The 21522-nt window shown below is 58.6% G+C and carries 19 protein-coding genes; 7 read left to right on the top strand and 12 right to left on the bottom strand.

Annotated features, from left to right (window positions below; translation table 11 throughout):
* Positions 1 to 5: 5 nt before the first annotated feature.
* The 11 genes from EO133_RS14270 to EO133_RS14220 all read right to left on the bottom strand — a co-directional run bounded on the left by EO133_RS14270 (position 6) and on the right by EO133_RS14220 (position 12656).
* Positions 6 to 1223 carry a phosphopentomutase gene (locus EO133_RS14270; RefSeq protein WP_127073317.1) on the bottom strand — a complete coding sequence of 406 codons (1218 nt, stop codon included), beginning with the start codon at positions 1221 to 1223 and terminating at the stop codon, positions 6 to 8.
* Positions 1223 to 2545 carry a thymidine phosphorylase gene (deoA, locus tag EO133_RS14265; RefSeq protein WP_127073646.1) on the bottom strand — a complete coding sequence of 441 codons (1323 nt, stop codon included), beginning with the start codon at positions 2543 to 2545 and terminating at the stop codon, positions 1223 to 1225. The genes EO133_RS14270 and deoA overlap by 1 nt, the downstream gene beginning before the upstream one ends.
* 9 nt (positions 2546 to 2554) lie before the next feature.
* The gene (locus tag EO133_RS14260) at positions 2555 to 4927 is read right to left on the bottom strand and encodes an aldehyde dehydrogenase family protein (protein WP_127073316.1); all 2373 of its coding nucleotides are present in this window, start codon (positions 4925 to 4927) and stop codon (positions 2555 to 2557) included.
* A gap of 70 nt (positions 4928 to 4997) precedes the next feature.
* Entirely contained in the window at positions 4998 to 5987 is a 990-nt protein-coding gene (gene deoC / locus EO133_RS14255) for a deoxyribose-phosphate aldolase (RefSeq protein ID WP_127073315.1), read from the bottom strand.
* On the bottom strand, positions 5984 to 6778 hold the full coding sequence (locus EO133_RS14250; protein WP_127073314.1) for a purine-nucleoside phosphorylase: 795 nt from the start codon (positions 6776 to 6778) through the stop codon (positions 5984 to 5986). The genes deoC and EO133_RS14250 overlap by 4 nt, the downstream gene beginning before the upstream one ends.
* A gap of 15 nt (positions 6779 to 6793) precedes the next feature.
* The gene (locus tag EO133_RS14245) at positions 6794 to 7204 is read right to left on the bottom strand and encodes a cytidine deaminase (RefSeq protein ID WP_127073313.1); all 411 of its coding nucleotides are present in this window, start codon (positions 7202 to 7204) and stop codon (positions 6794 to 6796) included.
* 1 nt (position 7205) lies between these two features.
* The gene (locus EO133_RS14240; protein WP_127073312.1) at positions 7206 to 8180 is read right to left on the bottom strand and encodes an ABC transporter permease; all 975 of its coding nucleotides are present in this window, start codon (positions 8178 to 8180) and stop codon (positions 7206 to 7208) included.
* Positions 8181 to 9317: an ABC transporter permease gene (locus EO133_RS14235; protein WP_244640602.1), complete on the bottom strand. Its 1137-nt coding sequence runs from the start codon at positions 9315 to 9317 to the stop codon at positions 8181 to 8183.
* Positions 9314 to 10900, bottom strand: coding sequence for an ABC transporter ATP-binding protein (locus tag EO133_RS14230; RefSeq protein WP_127073311.1), 1587 nt, complete (start codon positions 10898 to 10900; stop codon positions 9314 to 9316). Before EO133_RS14230 ends, EO133_RS14235 begins: the two co-directional genes overlap by 4 nt.
* A 33-nt stretch (positions 10901 to 10933) precedes the next feature.
* Positions 10934 to 11947 (bottom strand): BMP family lipoprotein, encoded by a 1014-nt coding sequence (locus EO133_RS14225; RefSeq protein WP_127073310.1) that lies wholly within the window; start codon positions 11945 to 11947, stop codon positions 10934 to 10936.
* A gap of 217 nt (positions 11948 to 12164) precedes the next feature.
* The gene (locus EO133_RS14220) at positions 12165 to 12656 is read right to left on the bottom strand and encodes an SRPBCC family protein (protein ID WP_164735028.1); all 492 of its coding nucleotides are present in this window, start codon (positions 12654 to 12656) and stop codon (positions 12165 to 12167) included.
* 137 nt (positions 12657 to 12793) lie between these two features.
* Here EO133_RS14220 and EO133_RS14215 point away from each other — a divergent pair, with 137 nt between their 5' ends.
* The 7 genes from EO133_RS14215 (at position 12794) to mgtE (ending at position 20694) form a co-directional block, all read left to right on the top strand.
* Positions 12794 to 13981 carry a cell surface protein gene (locus tag EO133_RS14215; protein WP_127073308.1) on the top strand — a complete coding sequence of 396 codons (1188 nt, stop codon included), beginning with the start codon at positions 12794 to 12796 and terminating at the stop codon, positions 13979 to 13981.
* Between the two features lie 15 nt (positions 13982 to 13996).
* Positions 13997 to 14932, top strand: coding sequence for a DUF6384 family protein (locus tag EO133_RS14210; RefSeq protein WP_127073307.1), 936 nt, complete (start codon positions 13997 to 13999; stop codon positions 14930 to 14932).
* Between the two features lie 13 nt (positions 14933 to 14945).
* A complete protein-coding gene (locus tag EO133_RS14205) occupies positions 14946 to 16457 on the top strand; it encodes a coiled-coil domain-containing protein (protein WP_127073306.1) in 1512 nt (503 codons plus the stop codon).
* Positions 16458 to 16568: 111 nt separating this feature from the next.
* On the top strand, positions 16569 to 17456 hold the full coding sequence (locus EO133_RS14200) for an NAD-dependent epimerase/dehydratase family protein (RefSeq protein WP_127073305.1): 888 nt from the start codon (positions 16569 to 16571) through the stop codon (positions 17454 to 17456).
* A 111-nt stretch (positions 17457 to 17567) separates the two neighbouring features.
* Positions 17568 to 18335 (top strand): VWA domain-containing protein, encoded by a 768-nt coding sequence (locus tag EO133_RS14195; RefSeq protein WP_127073304.1) that lies wholly within the window; start codon positions 17568 to 17570, stop codon positions 18333 to 18335.
* Complete coding sequence (locus EO133_RS20700) at positions 18332 to 19075, top strand: DnaJ domain-containing protein (RefSeq protein ID WP_280516081.1); 744 nt, start codon at positions 18332 to 18334, stop codon at positions 19073 to 19075. Before EO133_RS14195 ends, EO133_RS20700 begins: the two co-directional genes overlap by 4 nt.
* 281 nt (positions 19076 to 19356) lie before the next feature.
* Positions 19357 to 20694: a magnesium transporter gene (gene mgtE, locus EO133_RS14185; RefSeq protein ID WP_127073303.1), complete on the top strand. Its 1338-nt coding sequence runs from the start codon at positions 19357 to 19359 to the stop codon at positions 20692 to 20694.
* Here the strand turns inward: mgtE and EO133_RS14180 are convergent.
* The gene (locus EO133_RS14180) at positions 20691 to 21476 is read right to left on the bottom strand and encodes a tetratricopeptide repeat protein (protein ID WP_164735027.1); all 786 of its coding nucleotides are present in this window, start codon (positions 21474 to 21476) and stop codon (positions 20691 to 20693) included. The genes mgtE and EO133_RS14180 overlap by 4 nt on opposite strands.
* Between the last annotated feature and the right edge of the window lie 46 nt (positions 21477 to 21522).

Below are 21522 nucleotides of genomic sequence, written 5' to 3'. Positions count from 1 at the left end.
TGTTGTTATAATGCACTTGTGCCGTGCGGACCGGGCGGCAAGCCCAGCCAATGGGCGATGGTCTCGCCAATATCGGACAGAACGGGCCGCAAGCCAATGCTCCCTTGCGCCAATTGCCGGGAAAATAACAGGATTGGAACCTGCTCGCGCGTGTGATCGGTGCCGCGCCATGTCGGATCGTTGCCGTGATCGGCGGTGATGACCAGAAGATCGTCATCTTTAAGCTTGGCAATCAGCTCGGGCAGGCGCGCGTCGAATTGCTCCAACGCGCCCGCATAACCGCCCGGATCACGGCGATGGCCGAACTCGGTATCGAAATCGACAAAGTTCGTGAAAATCAGCGCGCCATCGGCGGCCATGTCGAGCGCTTCCAGCGTGCGATCGAATAGAACCATATTGCCAGAAGCCTTGATCTTGTGCGTCACCCCGCGTCCCGCATAGATGTCGGAAACCTTGCCAATGGCAAAGACCTGCCGGTCATGCGCCTTGGCGCGATCGAGCAGGGTGGGCTCGGGTGGGTCGATGGCAAAATCGCGCCGATTGCCGGTGCGCTTGAACGATTTGGCATCCTCGCCCACAAACGGGCGCGCGATCACGCGGCCGATTCTCAATGGCGCTGTGAACCGAAACACTGTCTGGCAAAGTTCATAAAGCCGCTCGAGCCCGAAATGGGTTTCATGGGCGGCGATCTGGAAGACAGAATCCACAGACGTATAAAAGATCGGCTTGTCCGATCGGACGGACTCCGCGCCGAAATCCTCGATCACCTGCGTGCCGGACGCATGGGTATTGGCAAGCGAGCCTTCGAGCCCTGCAGCCCTATAGATTTTATCGAGCAGATCCTGGCCGAATGCCGGGTTCTCGTTTGGGAAATAGCCCCATTCAAACGGCACCGGCACGCCGGCAATCTCCCAGTGGCCCGACGGCGTATCCTTGCCGATCGAAACCTCACGGCCAACACCCCAGCGCCCGCCCTTGGGCTGGTCGGTCAGCCCGACAGGAATTTCTCCGGTTGAAAGTTTTGCGGCTGCGCCAAGTCCGAGCGCATCGAGATTGGGCAGCGCCAATGGCCCGGAACGTAAACCCGGCACGTCGCCACGGCCGTCCGCACAGGTCTGAGCGATGTGACCAAGCGTATCGGCGCCCTCATCGCCGAATTGGGCTGCATCTGGTGCGCCGCCAATGCCGAAACTGTCAAGAATACATAAGATAGCGCGTGGCATTATCGGGCTCCCTCCGGTGCAATATAGGTGTAGAGCGTTTTGCGTTCCGGCGCGGTTTCAGCCAACCGATAGGCGGCCTTTAACCGCGCTGCTGCCTGATCCGCAGTGTCGGCATCGCGGGCATGAAGCCGGGCAATCGGCGTTCTGCTATCGATTTTAGCACCGAGCCCGGCAAGTCGGTCAAAACCAACGCCGTAAAAGATCGTGTCTGCCGGGTTGGTGCGTCCCCCCCCGAGAACGACAACCGCCATACCCACCCCGCGTGTATCGATGGAACTGACGAAACCGTTTTCATCGAGAAAGACGTCGCGCATGACAGGCGCGGCATGGGGCGAGGCTTCATAATGGGCCTCTAGGTCTGCCGGGCCACCCAGCGCCGCAACCATGGCAAAGAACTTTTCGGCGGCCGCCCCGCTGTTGAGCGCCATTTGGGCGCGCAGCATACCATCCTCAAAATCGAGCGCACCGCCCCCCAGAACCAGCCCATGCGCGCAAAGAGCCAAGGTTATGGCTTCAAGTCGCGCGTCGCGCTTTTTGCCAGTCAGAAAATCGATGGCATTGACCACTTCGAGCCAATTGCCCGCAGCGCTTGCCAGCGGCTCGTTCATGTCGGTTATCAGCGCGCCGGTTGTCATTCCCGCGCCATTGGCGACGGACACAAGGCTTTGTGCCAGCCCTTCCGCATCCTCCAGCGTTTTCATGAAGGCGCCGGTGCCGGTCTTGACGTCGAGGATAAGACTATCAAGGCCCGCAGCGAGCTTTTTGGACAGGATCGAAGCGGTGATCAGCGAGATGTTCTCGACCGTGGCAGTCACATCGCGGATGGCATAAAGCCGCCGGTCTGCTGGAGCGAGATCGTCTGTCTGCCCGATAATCGCGCAGCCGACCTCGCCAACCACCTTGCGCAGCGTCGCAATGTCGGGATTTGTCTTGTAGCCTGGGATGGCGTCGAACTTGTCGAGCGTACCGCCGGTATGGCCAAGACCGCGACCCGAGATCATGGGCACATAAGCGCCGCACGCCGCAAGAATGGGGGCAAGCATCAGCGAGACATTATCGCCAACCCCACCTGTCGAATGCTTGTCGATGACCGGACCATCGAGATCGGACCAGTCGAGCACGCGCCCGGAATCACGCATGGCAAGCGTCAGCGCCACCCGCTCATCGAGGTCCATATTCTGGAAATAGACCGCCATTGCAAAGGCCGCGGCCTGCGCATCGGTGACTTTGCCTTGCGTCAGCCCGGCAATGAACCCGGCAATATCCGCGCCCGAAAGCGTTTCTCCATCGCGCTTTTTGGCGATGACTTCCTGAGGCAGCAAGGTCATTGCTTAAGCCCCATAAGGTATCCAGACATTCTTGATCTGGGTGGCGCGGGCCAGCAGGTAATCGCTCTCCATGATCGCCTTGTCCGACCAGTCATAGCCCAGCCCGCGTGTCGTCCAGCTTTGCTTGACGTTGCCGGCAGACGCGGCTTCGATCATAGCGCTGTCCTCAAGCGACCCGGCAAACCAGATGCCATCGACCCCATCATGCTCGGCAAGGGTTTTGGAAAGCTCGCGTTTGGGACCAGTGACGATATTGACGACACCGCCGGGCACGTCCGAGGTTTCCATGACCTGATAAAAGTCGGTGATGGCCAAGGGATGTGGGTCAGATGGAACGAGAACCACCGTATTGCCCATGGCAATCGCTGGAGCTAGCAGCGAGATCGCGCCCAGCAGTGGCATTTCATCGGGCGCAGCAATGGCGAGGACGCCGATGGGTTCGACAATACCCGCGGCCAGCATGCGGGCAGGGGGATTGTGGACCGCGCCGTCATATTTGTCGGCCCAGCCTGCAAAGGCAAAGAGCCGCTCAACTGAGAGATCGACTTCGCGTTTCGCAGCATTTGCGGAAGCGCCGGTTAGAGCCCGCAGGCGCTCGGCAAACTCGGCCTTGCGGTAGTCGAGATTTTCACCGAGGTAATATAGGATCTGACTGCGCAGATGCGCCGTCTTGGCACCCCAACCCAAGGCACCACGCGCCGCCTCGACAGCATTGCGGATGTCCTTGCGATTGCCTTCACCCACCTCGCCAACGAGTCTGCCATCCGCGCCATGAATCGCTCGCGCATAGCCGGAATCGGGCCGGGCCTGCTTGCCGCCAATATAAAGCTTTGCGGTCCGATCAATGCCGGCGCTGACAGGATCGCTGATCGGTGTGGCAAGTTTGAGCACGGGCGTTGCTTTGAGCGCTTTCTCCCAGCTCGGCTTGAGATAGGCGGCCATGCCCTCACGTCCGCCTTCGCGGCCAAACCCGGATTCGCGGTAGCCGCCAAATCCGACGGCTGCATCGAACTGATTTGTGGAATTGATCCAGACCACGCCCGCCTTGATCTTGGGGGCCAGATCGAGCGCCAGATTGATGTTTTCGGTCCAGACCGATGCAGCCAGCCCGTACCGGGTGTTGTTAGCCAGCGCTACAGCCTCTTCGGGCGTACGGAAGCTCATGGCAACGAGCACTGGGCCAAAGATTTCCTCGCTGGCGAGGATATGGGCCGGTGAAATGCCTGTCACCAGAGTGGGCCTCAGGAAGCAGCCTTTCTCGGGCATCGTTCCGTCAGGCGCATAAACCGTGCCGCCTTCTTTGGCGCCCTGCTTGAGCAGGTCCTGCACGCGCGCGACCTGAACGGGGTCGACCATCGCACCGATGTCGATGGATTTGTCCAGCGGATCGCCAACCCGCAATGTCGCCATGCGCGCCTTGACCTTGGCGATGAATTTTTCCTCGACCGATTCCTGGATAAGTAGCCGCGAGCCAGCGCAGCAGACCTGCCCCTGATTGAACCAGATGGCATCGACCAACCCTTCCACGGCGCTGTCGAGATCGGCATCGTCGAACACGACGAAAGGCGACTTGCCGCCCAGTTCGAGCGAAAGCCCTTTGCCCGAACCGGCCGTCGCCCGGCGGATGATCTTGCCCACCTCGGTGGAACCGGTAAAGGCGATCTTGTCGATATCGGGATGATTGACGATGGCTTCGCCGGTTTCCCCGGCACCGGTGACGATATTGACCACGCCTTTGGGCAGACCGATACGCGCGCAAATCTGCGCGAAGAGCAGCGCGGTGAGAGACGTGAACTCGGCGGGCTTGAGAACCACCGTATTGCCAGCGGCGAGCGCGGGCGCAATCTTCCACGCCAGCATCAGCAGCGGGAAATTCCACGGGATAATCTGACCACAAACGCCATAGGGCACATGGTCGGGAAAGGCCTTGTCGATATGCTGTGCCCAGCCTGCGTGATGATAAAAATGCCGCGCAACGAGCGGGATATCGGCATCGCGGCTTTCGCGGATCGGCTTGCCGTTATCGAGCGTCTCGAGCACGGCAAACAATCGACTTTCGCGCTGGATTTGCCGCGCAATGGCATAAAGATATTTGGCGCGCTCAAAGCCTGAAAGCTGCGACCAGTCCTTGAATGCGGCGCGCGCTGCCTTTACGGCCTTGTCCACATCGGCTTTGGTGCCGTCGCTGATTTCGGCCAGTTTTTCGCCATTTGCCGGATTGATCGAGGCAAAGGTCTTGCCCGGTTTTGTAAACCCGCCATCGATGAAATGACCGAACTTGCCGCCATTGGCCTTGAGCCAGTCCAGCGCAGGGCCGGGCGCTTCCGGTGCCAGCCCATAGTCGAGCGTTTCAAAGATTTCCGCCACTTTGCTCATCTCTTTTCTCTCCCTGCCTCAAGCCCGATGGGCGAGGCAAATATTTCGATCTTCGGATTGGTCGATCGTGTCAGGCCATGGCCATCCGGTAATCGGCGGCGTAGTGACCGGTCAGCCCGTGTTCGATCTGCCGCTCTATGTCGGTCAGAAGCGAGGAGGCGCCGAAACGGAACAGGTGCGGTTCGAGCCAGCCACGGCCAAGCTCTTCCTTCATCAGCGCCATGTAGGTCAGCGCATCCTTTGCCTTGGCGATGCCGCCGGCGGGCTTGTACCCAATCTCGATGCCTGTTTCTTGATAGAACCAGCGGATCATCCGCACCATGGCAAGCGATGTGGGAAGGGTTGCGTTGACCTTTTCCTTGCCGGTCGAAGTCTTGATGAAATCGGCACCGGCCAACATGCAGACAAGCGAGGCCTTGGCGACATTGGTGAGCGTTGCCAACTCCCCGGTGCCCAGAATGGTCTTGATATGAGCATCGCCACAGGCTTCGCGCATGGCGCGGACCTGCTCGTACAGCCCCTGCCAGTCACCGTTCAAGACCATGCCGCGTTCAATGACGATATCGATTTCCTGCGCGCCATCGGCAACCGACGCCTTGATTTCGGCAAGCCGTATGTCAAGGGGGGTCAGGCCGTGCGGGAAGGCAGTTGAGACAGCGGCAACGGGTATGCCCGTGCCGTCGAGCGCCTCAACGGCAGTCGCGACAAAATTGTGATAGACGCAAACCGCTGCAGGGGTGATGCCGAGATGTTTGACGCCCAGCGCTTCGACAAGATCGGGGCGGATTGGATTGCGCGCCTTGGCGCAAAGCCGCTCGACGCGCCCCGGCGTATCGTCGGAATTGAGCGTTGTCAGGTCCATCAGCGCAACGGCCTTGAGGAGCCATGCCAATTGATGCTCTTTCTTGACGGAACGGCGTGCGCCGATGGTGCCCGCCCGGCGTTCTAGCGCCGACCGGTTCATCCGAACCTGGCCAACCCAATCGAGATCGAGGGGGTAGCCGGGATTGCGCTTGTGGCGCGCGGCCTCTTTCGGGGTATCGACGATCTTGAGACTCATAATTCCTCCACCAGCGCCGGGATCAGGCGCTTTAATTTCTCCGCCCCCAATTTTGCGACTTCTTTGGTCTGGGTGTGCGAAATGGCCTCTTGTGCCATCCCTGCCCCCATATTTGTAATCGACGAACAGGCCCAGACCTTCATCCCGAAAAACCGTGCAAGGATGACTTCCGGCACGGTGGACATGCCAACGGCATTCGCGCCCAGCGCCTGCGCCATGCGAATTTCGGCTGGCGTCTCAAAACTCGGGCCGGAAAACCACATATATACGCCCTCCTTGAGGGCGATTTCGAGGCGCGCGGCAATTGCATGGGTGTTAGCGCGCAGGCCCGGATCGTAGGCATCGACAAGATTGACGAACCGCGCGTCGGTTTCTTCCCCGATCAGCGGATTGACGCCTGCATGATTGATGTGATCGGCAACCAGCATAAGGTTGCCCGGCGTTACATCGGTGTCCAGTGACCCTGCGGCATTGGTGAGCATCAGCGTCTTGACGCCAAGCTCACAAAGCGTTTCGAGCGCTGGCCGCATGGCTGCAGGATCGCCATGCTCGTAATAATGCTGTCGTCCGGTCAAAATCGCGATGCGCTTGCCGCCCATTTCTCCGATGATGAGATCTTTCCCGTGCCCCGAAACCCCGCCCTGCGGAAACCCCTTCAACTCGGAGAAAGGAATGGTGATCTTGTCTGCCACAAGCTCGCCGATATCGGAAAGACCCGAACCAAGGATGAGTGCGGTTTCAATGACGGAATCGCCCGCCAGCTTGCGGATGGTTTTAAGGGCCTTGGCCATATCAAATCTATCCTGTCAGCGGCCCAGAAATTCGGGGCCGAACGAATGCGGGAGCAGTTCTCCCAGTGATGTATAAAGCGGGTCCCCTTCAACGCCGAGACATATGATCGGCGTATCGGGCGCAGCAAACTCGCGGATACGCTGGCGGCATCCCCCGCAAGGGGTGACAGGTACAGCGCCGGGGCCTGTCACAAATATCTTTTCGATGCGCTTGCCCCCGCCCGCCAGCATTGCCGCAATGGCGGAAGGCTCGGCGCAATTGCCTTGGGGGTAGGCGGCGTTTTCCACATTGCAGCCCGCATAGATATTGCCGTCATCGGCCAGGATCGCGGCCCCGACCTGAAAACCCGAATAGGGAGCATAGGCCCGCGCGCGGACCTTTTCGGCCGCATCGAACAGGGCCTTGTCGGTGCCCGCGAACCCCACCTTACCGCTCCTTCACATAGGGCTGGCCAAGGCCTTTGGGCGGTATGGCGCGCCCTACAAACCCGGCAAGCAGCAGAATGGTGAGAACATAGGGCAGAGCCTGCATCGCCTGGGTGGGAACCCGGCCGATAAAGGGAAGATCCTGTCCCTGCAGACGATATTGCAGCGCTTCCAAAAGCCCGAACAAAAGGCAAGCGAACATTGCCTGGAACGGCCGCCACTTGGCAAAGATCAGTGCCGCCAGCGCAATAAAGCCGCGCCCGGCTGCCATGTTGTTGGAAAAGCTCGCGGCCTGCGCCGTCGAGAGATAGGCCCCGCCAACACCCACAAGCGTGCCGGTGATCATAAGCGCCTTGTAACGCAGCCACATCACGCTCATCCCTGCGGTATCGAGGGCCTTGGGGTTTTCACCGACCGAACGCAGGCGCAGGCCGAACCGCGTGCGCCACAAGACCCAGGCCGTAAGCGGCACTGCAAGGAAGGCAATGTAGGTCAGGATTGTATGGCCCGAGAGCAGACCGGAATAGAGCGGGCCGATGACCGGCACGCCTGAAAGCTCGCGCGCAAAAGGAAAATGGATGGCGCCAAACCGCGCGTCGCCCGAAAGCGCTGGCGTATTGCCGCCGCGCGCGAACCATGTCGCGCCGAGAAACGTGGTAAGGCCCGCGGCAAGGAAATTGAGGGCGACGCCTGAAATCACCTGATTGCCACGGAAGTTTATCGAGGCGAGACCGTGGATGCCCGAAAACGCGAGCGATACGCCAACGCCGGCAATAAGCCCGATCCAGGCGCTGCCGGTCAGATAGGCAACCGTGGCTGCCCCAAAAGCGGCACCCAGAAGCTTGCCTTCCAGCCCGATATCGATGATCCCGGCGCGCTCGGAATAAAGCCCGGCAAGACAAGCCAGAATAAGCGGGGTTGAAACCCGGATTGTGGTGATCAGAAGGGAAATCAGATCGCTTAGTATCGCGTCCATTTACTTGTCCTCCTGAGCGGCCAGTTTGGGTTGGGTATCGGGATCATGCCCGCGCAAGCGCGAGAAAATGAAGGCCAGTTCCACCGGGCGGCGCAGCATTTCGCTCATCGCGCCGGTAAACAGGATCACCAGCGCCTGAATGGTCAAAATCATCTCGCGGGTGATCGCCGGCATGGTGAAGGCCAACTCCTGCCCGCCCTGATAAAGCACACCAAACAACAGTGCCGAAAGGCCGACACCGATCGGGTGTGCCTTGCCCATAAACGCAACGGCAATGCCCACGAATCCGGTGCCCGCAACATAGTTGAGCAGTAAACGGCCATGCGCGCCCGCAACGTCATTGACGGCAATCATCCCGGCAAGCGCACCGGAAATCGCCATGGTGATCATAATGAGCTTGGCATTGGACATGCCCGCATAGCGCGCAGCGGTGCCACTATGGCCCATGGTGCGCAGCGCATAGCCGAATTTGGTGCGCCAGATCAGGATATAGACCCCAACCAGCGCAGCAATCGCGAGGAAAAAGGAGATATTGACCGGCGTGTTTCGCAGCATCGGAATCCATTCGGAAAGGAACGGAACCCGCGTCATTGCATCCACGCGCTCGCTTTCGTCAGATGCGATATGGGGTGGTTTCAGCACGCGTGAAATCAGGTAGCTCATCAGCGACGTCGCGATGAAGTTCATCATGATTGTCGTGATAACCACATGCGAGCCGCGCTTGGCCTGTAAATAGCCCGGAATCAACGCCCAGATCCCGCCAAACAAAGCCGATGCGATCATGATCAGCGGCAGGGCTAGTGCCCAATGCAGACCGGCAACCGCCAGTGCGACAAGGATGGCACCAAGTCCGGCAACATAGGCCTGGCCTTCGCCCCCGATATTGAATAGGCCCGCATGATAGGCGAGCGCCACGGCGAGACCGGCAAAGACGAAATTGGTGGTGTAATAGAGCGTAAATCCGAAACCGTAACCGTAGCCAAACGCGCCATAGAACATGATGCGCACAGCCTCGATGGGGTTTTCCCCCACCGCGAGCACGACAATGCCGCCGATCAGAAAGGCAAGCGAAACGTTAAGGACCGGCAAAAGGACGACATCGACCCAGCGCGGTAATGCAATTCGGGGCGCGCTCATTGGACAGCAGCCTTCTTGTTGTTGACGCCGGCCATCAACAGGCCAAGCTCGCCTTCGTCAGCGGTTTCAGGGTCAGCCTCGCCAACGATCTGACCGTCGAACAGAACGACGATGCGGTCGGACAGCGAACGAATTTCGTCAAGCTCGACCGAGACCAGCACAATGGCCTTGCCCGCGTCGCGCATTTTTATGATCTGGTTGTGAATAAATTCGATGGCGCCAATATCGACGCCTCGGGTCGGCTGGCCGACGATCAGGACATCTGGATCCCGTTCCATCTCGCGCGCCAGAACGATCTTTTGTTGATTGCCGCCCGAAAAATTGGCGGTCTTGAGATCGGTATTGGCGGGGCGGATGTCGAACTTTTCGATATGGCGTTTCGCCTCGGCCTTGGCAGCCTTGATCTCGAGCATCAAGCCCGATCCATAGCGCGGTTCGTCATGATAGCCGAGAATCGCATTTTCCCACTCGTAGAAATTGGTCACAAGCCCCATGCGCAGCCGGTCTTCGGGCACATGAGCCAGCCCCTTGCGGCGCAGAAACGCGGCATAATCCTCGTCTGCAGCAGTAACTTCCTCGCCATTGAGGGTAATCGTGCCGCCATTGGCAGGGCGCATCCCTGCAATGGTTTCAAGCAGCTCAGACTGGCCATTTCCGGCAACCCCGGCAATGCCAAGAATTTCTCCGGCCCGGACGGTAAAGGAAACGCCCTTGACCCGTTCCGTGCCTTGATCGTCGGCTACCACAAGGTCCTTGACCTCGAGTTTTACGTCGCCGGGATTGGCGGGCTCTTTGTGCACGCGCAGCAACACGCGGCGCCCGACCATCAGTTCGGCAAGCTGTTCCGGCGAGGTTTCGCTGGTTTCCAGCGTCTTGACCATTTCACCCTGGCGCATCACCGAAACGCGGTCCGTAATCGCCATGATCTCGCGCAGTTTATGGGTAATGAGGATAATTGTTTTGCCTTCATTACGCAGCGTTTCGAGCACCTTGAACAGGTGATCCGCCTCAGCGGGCGTCAAGACGCCGGTTGGCTCGTCCAGAATGAGAATATCGGCACCGCGATAGAGTGCCTTCAATATTTCCACGCGCTGCTGCTGGCCGACCGAAAGGTCTTCAACCAGCGCATCGGGGGGAACATTAAGCCCGTATTCTTCTGCCAGGCGCGTAAGCTCACGGCGCGCCTTGTCGACACTTGGTCGCAACAGCGCCGAATCTTCGGCGCCCAGAATGACGTTCTCGATAACGGTAAAATTGTCCACCAGCATGAAATGTTGATGGACCATGCCGATGCCCAGATGCAGGGCATCGGATGAATTGTTTATTATCACCGGCTGACCGCCGACCACTATCTCTCCGCTATCGGCGTGATAAAATCCATAGAGGATCGACATCAGGGTCGACTTGCCCGCCCCGTTCTCACCGACAATACCGTGGACGGTGCCCCGCTTTACCTCAAGATCGATGTCCTTGTTGGCATGTACGGGGCCGAAACGCTTGTTGATCTTGCGTAACTCTATTGCAAAATCGGTTCCAGCGGCCACTTCGGGCCGCTGGGTCGTTTCCGGGGTCAGACTGGTCATAGCCTGCAGTCCTTCCTAAAGGAAAAGAGATGATCAGACGGGGCAGGAACTATCGTCGCGATAATCGTGGACGACGATCTCACCCGAAACGATCATAGTCGTGATTTCCTCGATCTGGGCCCGCATTTCGTCGGTGATCAGGTCGGCATTGTGCTCGTCGAACGCTGCACCGACACCTTCTTCTGCAAGGCCGAGTACTTGCACGTCATTGGTCCAGGCATCGTTATTATAGTCATTGAAGGCATTGAAGACGGCAACATCGACGCGCTTGAGCATCGAGGTCAGAACCTGACCGGGATGCAGGTGGTTCTGGTTGGAGTCAACGCCGATGCCGAGAATGCCGGCATCTGCCGCTGCCTGAAGCACGCCAACGCCTGCACCGCCTGCCGCATGATAAATCACGTCAGCGCCGCGGTCGATCTGGCTGCGGGCAACTTCGGTGCCGCCGCCGGGATTGTTGAAGGCATCGAAGCCGGTTCCAATCGCGGTTTCGATGATTTCGATATCGGGATTGATATAGGCCGCACCCTGACGATAACCGCAGCCGAACGCATTGAGCAGCGAGAAGTCAAATGCAGGCACAAAGCCGATTGTACCGCTTTCCGACGCCATTGCAGCCAGTGCACCGACAAGGAAGGAGCCTTCATGTTCCTTGAAGACGACCGAACGCACATTGGGCAGGTCATCGACTACCGTATCGATGATCACAAATGCTGTATCGGGGAAATCCGGGGCGACGGCGCGCAGTGCGGTTTCCCAGGAAAAGCCGGGTAGCGCAATCGGGCTGTTGCCGCGAGCGGCGAACTGACGGATTGCCTGCTCGCGCTGGGCATCGCCCGCGATTTCGAGATCCTGATAGCCGATACCGGTTTCCTGGCTGAACCATTCGGCGCCGTTATAAGCCGCCTCGTTGAACGAGGCGTCGAACTTGCCGCCACCGTCATAGACAAGGGCGGGATCGGCAAAGGCCGTGCCTGCCATGAGCGCTGTGAGGGCGACGCCGCCAGCTAGAGCTGAGAGGCCTTTGAAGTGTTTTTTATTGGACATGATGATACTCCCTGTTTTCGGGCTGCAACCGCGTGGACATAAGTCCACCAGCGTTCCATGCGCGAGACCCAAATACAATCTCGCAAACAGTTATGAAGCAAGAGGGAAGTTCGATTTTTTGACCATTTGGGCAAAAAATCTGTTCGTTCTGGTTAAACCGGCGGCCTTTCCGGCACAAACCGGGGGCCGGTAACGTGCTATTGATGGGGGGTGCGTGTCATCGCTGGTGCAGAGGGATAACATTTGCGCCCATTGCTTCACCGAACCGCTCAAAAAAGCCATCGATGATCTTTTGGGCGGAATTGCCAACAAGCGCCTTGCCCAGTCTCATGATCTGACCGGAGGCGCCTCCTGTCGCGCTAAAGAGCAGTAGGGTTTCGCCTTCAAAATCGCTCAATTCGATATCGGCAGACGCCTGTGCCTTGCCCAAGAGGCCGCCGCGCCCCTGGCCTGAAAGCGTATAGCTTTGGGCCACAATGACATTACTCAGGCGCAGATCGCCGGTAAAGACCGGTTTGATTACGCCCAGATTGACGGCAATCTCGGCTTCCAACGCGTCCTCGCTCACCCAATCGATTCGCTTGCAGCCCGGAATGCAGGCCTTGAGCACTTCCGTGTCATTGAGAGCAACCCAAACCGTTTCGCGTTTCGCCTGTACTTTGTATCGGCCACCAAATTCCAAGCTCACTATCCCCTTGGGCTGGTTCAATTCATTATCCTGATTGCGGCTTTTTGGCACCATTGACAAGAAAACATATCCCCGCGTCTTCACGGCAATTGTGTTCTCTCTTGCCAACGGGAATCATGGCACCACATCTGCCAAAGTTACAACAGGGACAAATGGCTATGGCAACCGAACTCGTGGATAAACCCTTGCAATATCTCGATAGAGCGGTCGGTGCGATCAGAGGTCTGGGCATATGGCCCGACACGCCTCAGGAAGCGCCGATCACCGGGCTGTTGAGCGAAATCACCCATCTCGATGAAACGAAGGTCATTCTGATCGGACGGGTTCTGACCCAAGCCAGTGCATTCAACGAAGTTGTCCGGTCCCAGATTTCGGCGATGAATGTCGGCGAGCGTTACGAGCAGATCACCAAGTCGTTCGATTCCATTCGCAACGATGCCAAGGCCATGGTCGATCAACTCGACGACGGCAAGCTCGATCTTTTCGAGCGCGCCTCCAACGTATGGATGAAGGTCACGCGGGGCGATATTCCCAGCCGGTTCGAGCGCATTCGCGATACCTATCTCGATGTTTCGCGCGACACCAAGGATCAGATCGAACGCGAACACACAATCTTGGAGGCCTATCGCGACTTTCGGGGCGCGCTCAAGCAAGCCGAAGTCATGGCGCTGGAAGTGCTTGAAGTCGCAGAAAAGAAGCTCGACGAGCGCAAGGCCGATCTGGCGGCTGCATCAAAAGCACTGTCGGAATTTTCCGAAGGTACACCGGCAGACCGTGCCCGGCTCGAAATGGCGCGCGATGAGCGCGTGCGCGACCTGCAGAATGAAGAACGCCGCTATCAGATCGCCAAGGACCTTTCGGACAATCTCACGATTTCCTATTCCACGTCCGAAGTGATTATGGCGCGGCTGATGCAGACGACAAATGCCAAAGAGCGCGTATATCAGCAGTCCATTTCGTTCTTCTCGACAAATGAAACGGTGTTTACCGCTCTTTCAGCCTCCTTTACCGGCCTTTTCGGCCTGCATGAGTCCACCGAAACGCTCAATGCCATGAAAGAGGGCATGAGCAAGAGCCTCGAAACGCTGGCCGAGATCGGCGGACAGGTTCAGGATGAAGCGCTCAAGGCGGGCTATGGCCCGACGATACGCGCGGATGCAGTAAAGGCGCTTGTAGATTCGGTGGTATCCTACCAGGAACATTCGCTGGCCATCATTTCGGAAATGCGCGAACTCTCCACCAAAAATTCGGCTGAAATCCGCGATGCGGTCGAGGATGGCAAGCAGCGGCTTGCACGGCTTGCCGCAGATGGCAATGCGCTGATGACGACAGGCAAAGGCGTATAATTTGGGTCAAAGGCTATGATCAGGCGGGCAAGCGAAGCGGCACCGCTCGATGACGTCATGCTGGCCATGGATGTGGTCGATACCCTGCGTCACCAGAGAGACCTGGTGGCGCGGGAGCTTGGCGCTGCATCGCGCGAGGACCAACTCATCGCGCGGCTGAAAAAGCTTTACGGCGATCAGGGCATCGAGGTGCCCGATCATATTCTCAAGGAAGGCGTGAAGGCACTCCAAGAGAGCCGCTTTACCTACACGCCGCCGCCGGACAATTGGCGAACTCGCCTTGCCACGCTCTATGTGAAGCGCAAGAGTTGGGGCAGGCCCGTCGCAATACTTATTGCGATTCTGCTTGTCGCTTTCATCGGCTATTTCACTGTCTATCGGCCTTTCGTTGCCATGCAGCAGGAGGCCGCGCGCATTGAACTGGCTCAAACCTTGCCCGATCGCATGGACGAGCTTTTCAGCCATATTTATACCGAAACCAAGGTTCAGGCCGCTCTCGAGGAGGCCGAGCCCTGGGTAATACGTGGCAAGGCCGCCGCGGCTCGTGGGGATCGAGAAGGCGCGATGCAAGCAATCGCTCAACTGGAGCGCATTCACCGTACGCTTCTGGCAGAATATTCATTGCGTATTGTCAATCGCGAAGGCCAACCAACCGGCGTGTGGCGGTTCCCTGAAGCTACCTCCGAAGCGACCAATTACTACATTGTCGTCGAGGCCATCGGCCCGGCTGGGCAAGCGCTCAGATTGCCCATCGAAAGCGAGGAAACCGGCCAGATCGAGGAGGTGGACATCTGGGCCGTCCGTGTTCCGGAAATCACCTACGAAGCGGTGCGCGCCGACCGCCTTGATGACGGCATCATTCAGCGGAACATCATGGGTATCAAACAATATGGATTTCTTGAGGTCGATTATCTGATGCCAGTGCTGGGCGGGGCGATTACCCAATGGTAGGCCGGAGCGCACAATGACTTTTTCCGGCCCCCAGGGACTTCGCGCGCTCGAAGACGCTCTCAAGGATGTCAGGCGCGAAGAAGACCAGATCACAAAGCGGATTGCTCGCGCCACCGAACGCGCCGTGCGGCTTCGCGAGGCAGAAGCGCAGAGTCTGCGCGAGCTTTCGACCCTACGGCTGCTGCCCGAAAACCAAGGGGATATAAGGGGGCGGCTGAGTGCTGCCGAAGCTCAGGCGCGGGAAATGCTCAAGCAGCATGCAGCAGCCATGAATGCGATCGAGGCTGATCTTGCAGAGCACGAGGCCAGCCTCTCCAGGCTTGTCGCCGAACGCGGCAAGGTGCTCGACAGGATAGGTTCGCACCAGGCCAACATCGATGCGCTGGCCCAGACGGTGCGGGCCAGTCTTGCGACCGATGCCGCTTACGCGGATGCGGAAAAGGAAATTCAGGCCCTGAGCGCCACGCTGGCCGAAGCGGAAAAAAAGACCAAGCAGGCTGAAGCCGACAGAGTGGAGAAAGGCAGGCCGTATAAAGCCGATCCGCTTTTCATGTATCTTTGGGACAGCGGTTACGGAACGCCCGAGTATAAGGGGCGGAACTTTACCCGTGTGTTCGATGCCATGGTGGCGCGCCATATCCGCTTCCATGACGCGCGGCCCAATTTCGCCATGCTCAATCTCATTCCCGAGCGTCTTGCCGAGCATGTCGAGCACCTGCGCGACGATCTCGAGAGCGCTCAGGATGCGCTGGAAGCGATCGAAGTGAATGCCCTCGATAAGGCGGGCGGCAAGCCGGCACGGGAAGCGCTTGAGGCGCTGGCCATCGAGCTTGACGAAATCGACGCAAGGATCGTCGAAACAGAGGACCGCCGTGAGGCGTTGACCCAGGAGCAAAAGCAGATTGCTCATGGGGGCGATCCCACTTACGAAATGGCGGTTTCTCAACTCGCAAAAGCGCTTGGCAGTGTTGAAATCGGTCAACTGGTTGCAGATGCACGCGCCACGGCAACCCCTGAGGACGATGCAATTGTCGAGCGCATCGACGAGACGCGCCGTCGTATTCGCACCGAGGACGCCGAAATCGAAGATCAGCGCAATCGGTTGCGGGTTCTTGAAACCAGAAGGCGTGAGCTCGAAGATATGGAGTTCGAGTTCAAAAAGTCCCGCTTTGATGATCCGCGTTCGCGCTTCGGCGAGGACAAACTTGTTGGCGATATGCTGGACGAGTTTCTCAAGGGTGCGATTTCAGCGTCAGCTTATTGGGGGCATTGGCGCAATTCGCAAGGATGGGCGGGCACGTCCGGTCCGATTATCGCTCAGCCACGCGACAAGGCAAAGCGCTCAGGGGGCTTTGCAGTTCCACCAGGCGGATTCAGTCCGCGCCCCCGCTCGGGAGGAAGTTGGAGCAAGCCGTCCGGCGGCGGCTTTTCGCGCCCGCGCTCGGGAGGGTTCTCTGGCGGTGGCTTCAAGACGGGCGGCGGCTTTAAAGGCGGCGGCGGGTTCCGTACCGGCGGAAAATTTTAACGCACGCATTCTGAAAAAATAAAATCGAAACCGGACGCATAAGCGTAACGGTTGCTCTATGGTGCCGCCAAAACGGTATATGCCGCTGGTCTTGAAACAGGAGGGAACGATATGAGCAAACGGATCGTATTTACCGGAGGCAGCGGCAAGGCGGGACGCCACGTCATTCCCTATCTGCTCGATCAGGGCCATTCGGTTTTCAATCTCGACCTTGCGCCGCTCGATTGTCCTGGCGTCAATACGCTTACGACCGATCTGACCGATAGCGGCGAAACCTTCAACGCGCTTTCGATGCATTTCGATTTCGATGGGCTTGCGACGGGCAAAGGCCCGGCACCTGTCGATGCGGTGGTTCATTTTGCCGCTGTGCCGCGTATCCTGCTGCGCCCCGACAATGAGACCTACAGGACCAATGTGATCTCGACCTACAACGTGATCGAGGCTGCCGTGAAGCTGGGCATCCGGAAAATTATTGTCGCGTCGAGCGAAACCACTTACGGGGTCTGTTTTGCCGAAGGCGACAAGGATTACGCCTCCTTTCCGCTGGAAGAAGACTACGATATTGATCCCATGGATAGCTATGGGCTTTCAAAACTGATTAATGAAAAGACGGCGCGCGCCTTTGCGATGCGCAGCGGCGCAGATATTTATGCCCTTAGGATCGGAAACGTGATCGAGCCGCATGAGTATGATCGCTTCCCGCGCTTTGCAGCCGATCCCGCTTCGCGCAAGCGCAATGCCTGGAGCTATATCGACGCGCGCGACCTCGGTCAGATCGTGGACCTGTGCATTAAGAAAGATGGTCTGGGCTTTCAGGTCTTTAATGCCGTCAACGACACGATCACGACCAACGAGCCAACGGCGGACGTTCTCAGAAAATTTGCGCCCAATACGCCGGTCATCCGGGAGATGGGCGAGTTTGAGGCGCCATTGTCAAATCGCAAGATACGTAAAGTGCTTGGCTTTTCCGAAAAGCACAACTGGCGCCAGTATATCTGAGCCGCGCTACCCCTGGCGCAGCAGTAGCCGCAACCTGGGCCGGCGTCCTTGTTCGTGCTCGATCCCTCTTTGGTGTTGAAGTTCCGGCCCGAACGCTCTTGCAGGGACAGCTTGAGCGGCCCATATTTGGCACCAAGGAGAGATTTATTGGCCGAAAAGCGACCCAGTACCAGACCCCAATCCCCTGCATCGAAATCCGATGCGGGCAAGGCAAGTTCGGCTGTGTCCGATTTCATCGCCAAGGTTGGTGCAATGACCGAGGCCAAGGCGGGTGAAGGCGGTGGTCGCGGACGGCTGTTGTTTGCACTCGATGCCACGATGAGCCGCCAGCCGACATGGGACCTTGCCTGTCAGTTGCAGGCCGAAATGTTCGAAGCCGTCGCCGATACAGGCGGGCTCGACGTGCAACTGATCTATTTCCGCGGCTTTGGCGAATGCCGGTCTTCCAAATGGGTTGCCAATGCGCGGGCGCTGGCGGACCTTATGAGCGGCATCGACTGCCGGGGTGGTCATACGCAGATTTCCAAAGTGCTCTCTCACGCACGCAACGAGCACAAGAAGGAAAAGATCAACGCGGTGGTCTATGTTGGAGACGCGATGGAGGAAGACATCGACCGGTTGGCGCAAAAGGCGGGCGAACTCGGCTTGCTTGGCTGCCCGATGTTTGTCTTTCAGGAAGGCCATGATCCGATAGCGGAAAACGCATTTCGCGAATTCGCGCGTCTGACCAAGGGCGCATATGCCCGGTTCGACTCCTCGGCCTCCAAGGAACTGGCGGCGTTGCTCCGCGCCGTTGCCGCTTTTGCAACCGGCGGGCGCAAGGCTTTGCAATTACAGCGCAGCGGATCGGCCAAACTCCTGCTCGAGCAATTGAAATGACGTGGGTGCTCGCCGGATCGGCGATTGTCGTTTTGCTGGTCTATCTTTACTCCCTCTATACTCAGGGCGAAATTCGCCGCCTTGTGCGGACGTTGCGTTGGATTTTCGGGCTTGCCATGATGGCCGCTGCCGCCATTGTCGCTCTGCGCGGCAATATCATGCTGGGCAGTTTCATTGCCATGGGTGCCGCAGGCGTCTTGATGCGCGGCAGGCTCGGTCCCATCGATTTCGGTGCGGGCATGTCCAGCGCCAACAATGCCTCTACCGTCAAGAGCCGCTATTTTTCCATGAAGCTCGAGCATGAGACCGGTTCGGTCAGTGGAACTGTGCGCGAGGGGCTGTTTTCCGGGCGCGATCTGGCGTCTCTTGGTCCCGACGAATGTTGGGCGCTTTATGACGAGGTTAGCGAGGATCCAGATTCCATCGCTCTGCTTGAAAGCTGGCTCGACGCCAATCGCAAGGGCTGGCGCGAGTATTTTGCCGAGCATTTCGGCATGGATGACGGGCAGCGCGAGGAAACCGAAAGGCCTGCCGGGCGCAGTTCGGGTCTGGGCAGCATCGATGAAGCCTATGACGTTCTCGGCCTCAAGCCGGGCGCTTCGGCCGACGAGATTCGCAGGGCACATCGGGAACTGATGAAAAAGGTTCATCCCGATCACGGCGGCTCGTCCTTCCTGGCCGCACGGATCAATGAAGCCAAGGATATGCTTCTGGCCCACACCAAGCGCTCTGCGCGGTGATCCGCCGGTTTCAACTGTATCCAAATCGCGCAATTGCTCTTGATTGTGACTATAGGCTTCGCCATAAGTTGGCGTGGCCGACGCAATCCAAGTGTTTGTCCTGCCATTCCTTTTAACAACACAGGCTCTAACCCGATGGACGACCCTTCCAGTCGTTGCGAAATCAATATGGTGCCGCACCCTTCATGCTGCGCCCGGGATAGTAGACGGGCCTAGCTCCCCGGACTGCCTAAGTCTCGGACGCCGCCCGCATGGCGCGGCAGAAAAGACGAGGCAGACCAATGACCTTCGACACACTCGCTCAAGACCTCGCCATGGAAAATGGCGTAGGAAACGCGACCAATCGCGAATTCCTTGCCACTCAACACGCGGCAGATATCGCGCAATTCCTTACCGAACATGACGCGGACATCGATTGGCGCGTGCTTGACCTGCTGGAATTGCAGCGGCAGGCGGAAGTGCTTGGCTATCTCGACCGCGAAGTGCAGGTCGAACTTGCCAAATCGGCGCCGCGTGCGCGCCTTGCCGCGATCGTTACCGAAATGGATTCGGACGATCGCGCCGATCTTTTCAACGCGCTTTCCGAGGAAGAGCAGGAGGCTTTGCTTCCAGCGTTGGCACAAGCCGAGCGTGAAGATATCCGCCGCCTTGCCGGTTACAAGGAAGGCACCGCCGGGGCCATTATGACCTCGGACTACGCGGTGCTGACCCCGGACATCACCGCGCGGCAGGCACTCGACAAACTGCGCCTTGAAGCGCCTGACAAGGAAACCATCTACCGTGCTTATGTTATCGATCCAGAACGCAAGCTGATCGGTTCGGTGCGGCTCCAGGACCTGATCCTGGTTGCTCCGGCCACCAGGATCGAAAAGGTTATGGAGCGCAATACGCTTGCAGTCAGCGTCGATGAAGATCAGGAATCGGTCGCTCAAAAGATCGCGCGCTATGACAGGTTGGCCCTGCCGGTCGTCGATGCCGACGGACGCATTGTTGGCATCGTAACCCACGACGACGCAATCGACGTTATCACCCAGGAGGCGACCGAAGACTTTCACAAGTCCGGCACCGTGCGCGGCCTTGGTGAAAGCGTCCGCGATGCCGGGATATTCATTCTGTATCGTGCCCGCGTTGCCTGGTTGGTGCTGCTGGTGTTCGGGAATATCTTTTCGGGCGCCGGCATCGCATATTTTGAAGACACGATCGCATCGCATCTGGCGCTCTTGTTCTTCCTGCCGCTGCTGATTGCCTCGGGTGGTAACGCCGGTGCGCAGGCGGCCACGCTGATGGTGCGCGCTATCGCGACTGGTGATGTTCGGACTGCGGACTGGGGTAAAATGCTGGGACGCGAAACGCTGGTTGCCGGACTGCTGGGTCTGACAATGGCGCTTGCTATTTATGGCATAGGCGTTTGGCGCGGCGGGCCGGAAATCGCTGTCGTGGTCTCGGTGTCAATGATTATAATCGTGCTGGTCGGCTCGCTCATCGGCATGACGCTGCCGTTCATTCTAACGCGCTTTCGCATGGATCCGGCGACAGCCAGCGGGCCTCTCGTGACCTCGATAGCAGACGCGGTTGGCGTACTGATCTACTTTGCAATCGCGACCGCCTGGTTGCTCTAGCCCTGTGTATCGCCGCGGATCGTGTCCCAGCGGTTCTGCTGGGTCAGCATGGCACGAATATAGGCCATATTGGCTTCCACCTCTTCAGGGGGAAGCTCTTGGGCGTAAATGGCGCGCGCCTGCTCGAACTGCCCCTTCAAGCCAAGCACGAGGGCGAGATTCTGCCGCACGCGGCTTGACGCGCCTGGAAGGCTCACTGCCTGTCGCAGATGCCGTTCCGCCGAATCCAATTCGCCGGTCATGGCATAGGACAGACCGAGATTGGCGTGCAGGCCTGGGCGCTCAGGAGCCAGTAGTAAGGCCTGTGTATAGGCCTGCCGGGCCGGTTGATGCTGGCCCATCTGATCGAGAATGGCACCTTTTACCGATAGGGGTTCCCAGTCGGGCGCGACGCGGTTTATAGCATTTTCAACAACCGTCAGCGCCTGCTCGAAACGCCCTTCCGATGACAGCGCTTTTGCATAGGCCAACCCGACATCTGGATCGCGGCCATGCTGGGCCATGAGGTTTTCCATCACGAGGACTGCCTGGCTGTTCTGCCCGGCGGCACGCAGTGCCGCTGAATAGTGTATGCCAAGCTCGCGATTACGCGGATCGGAACGATAGCGCTGGGTAAGATCGGCAACGGTCGCCTGAATTTGCGGACCCGAGAGATTGGAGTAATCGGCGCTGACAGGGCCAGTCGTACGGTTCGACGCACACGCTGAAAGCGCCAGCGCAGCAACCCCGGCCAATACAGCAATCCGTGATACGCGCCAGAATGCGCCAAATCCTGCGGCCATCCTCAACTCCAAACCCGATCGACGCGCGGCGCCGTTCTGCAAATGC

The sequence above is a fragment of the Pelagibacterium lentulum genome (assembly GCF_003992625.1).
Classification (GTDB): domain Bacteria; phylum Pseudomonadota; class Alphaproteobacteria; order Rhizobiales; family Devosiaceae; genus Pelagibacterium; species Pelagibacterium lentulum.
This window is presented reverse-complemented; position numbering and strand designations above follow the sequence as displayed.

What these genes read in the sequence shown, in the direction of transcription:
- EO133_RS14215 (WP_127073308.1), top strand. Translation starts at nt 12,794, where the DNA reads ATGGCAACCGAACTCGTGGATAAACCCTTGCAATATCTCGATAGAGCG.
- EO133_RS14235 (WP_244640602.1), bottom strand. Translation starts at nt 9,317, where the DNA reads ATGAGCGCGCCCCGAATTGCATTACCGCGCTGGGTCGATGTCGTCCTT.
- deoC (WP_127073315.1), bottom strand. Translation starts at nt 5,987, where the DNA reads ATGAGTCTCAAGATCGTCGATACCCCGAAAGAGGCCGCGCGCCACAAG.
- mgtE (WP_127073303.1), top strand. Translation starts at nt 19,357, where the DNA reads ATGACCTTCGACACACTCGCTCAAGACCTCGCCATGGAAAATGGCGTA.
- EO133_RS14260 (WP_127073316.1), bottom strand. Translation starts at nt 4,927, where the DNA reads ATGAGCAAAGTGGCGGAAATCTTTGAAACGCTCGACTATGGGCTGGCA.
- EO133_RS14180 (WP_164735027.1), bottom strand. Translation starts at nt 21,476, where the DNA reads ATGGCCGCAGGATTTGGCGCATTCTGGCGCGTATCACGGATTGCTGTA.
- EO133_RS14200 (WP_127073305.1), top strand. Translation starts at nt 16,569, where the DNA reads ATGAGCAAACGGATCGTATTTACCGGAGGCAGCGGCAAGGCGGGACGC.
- EO133_RS14240 (WP_127073312.1), bottom strand. Translation starts at nt 8,180, where the DNA reads ATGGACGCGATACTAAGCGATCTGATTTCCCTTCTGATCACCACAATC.
- EO133_RS14230 (WP_127073311.1), bottom strand. Translation starts at nt 10,900, where the DNA reads ATGACCAGTCTGACCCCGGAAACGACCCAGCGGCCCGAAGTGGCCGCT.
- EO133_RS14270 (WP_127073317.1), bottom strand. Translation starts at nt 1,223, where the DNA reads ATGCCACGCGCTATCTTATGTATTCTTGACAGTTTCGGCATTGGCGGC.
- EO133_RS14210 (WP_127073307.1), top strand. Translation starts at nt 13,997, where the DNA reads ATGATCAGGCGGGCAAGCGAAGCGGCACCGCTCGATGACGTCATGCTG.
- EO133_RS14250 (WP_127073314.1), bottom strand. Translation starts at nt 6,778, where the DNA reads ATGGCCAAGGCCCTTAAAACCATCCGCAAGCTGGCGGGCGATTCCGTC.
- EO133_RS20700 (WP_280516081.1), top strand. Translation starts at nt 18,332, where the DNA reads ATGACGTGGGTGCTCGCCGGATCGGCGATTGTCGTTTTGCTGGTCTAT.
- EO133_RS14205 (WP_127073306.1), top strand. Translation starts at nt 14,946, where the DNA reads ATGACTTTTTCCGGCCCCCAGGGACTTCGCGCGCTCGAAGACGCTCTC.
- EO133_RS14225 (WP_127073310.1), bottom strand. Translation starts at nt 11,947, where the DNA reads ATGTCCAATAAAAAACACTTCAAAGGCCTCTCAGCTCTAGCTGGCGGC.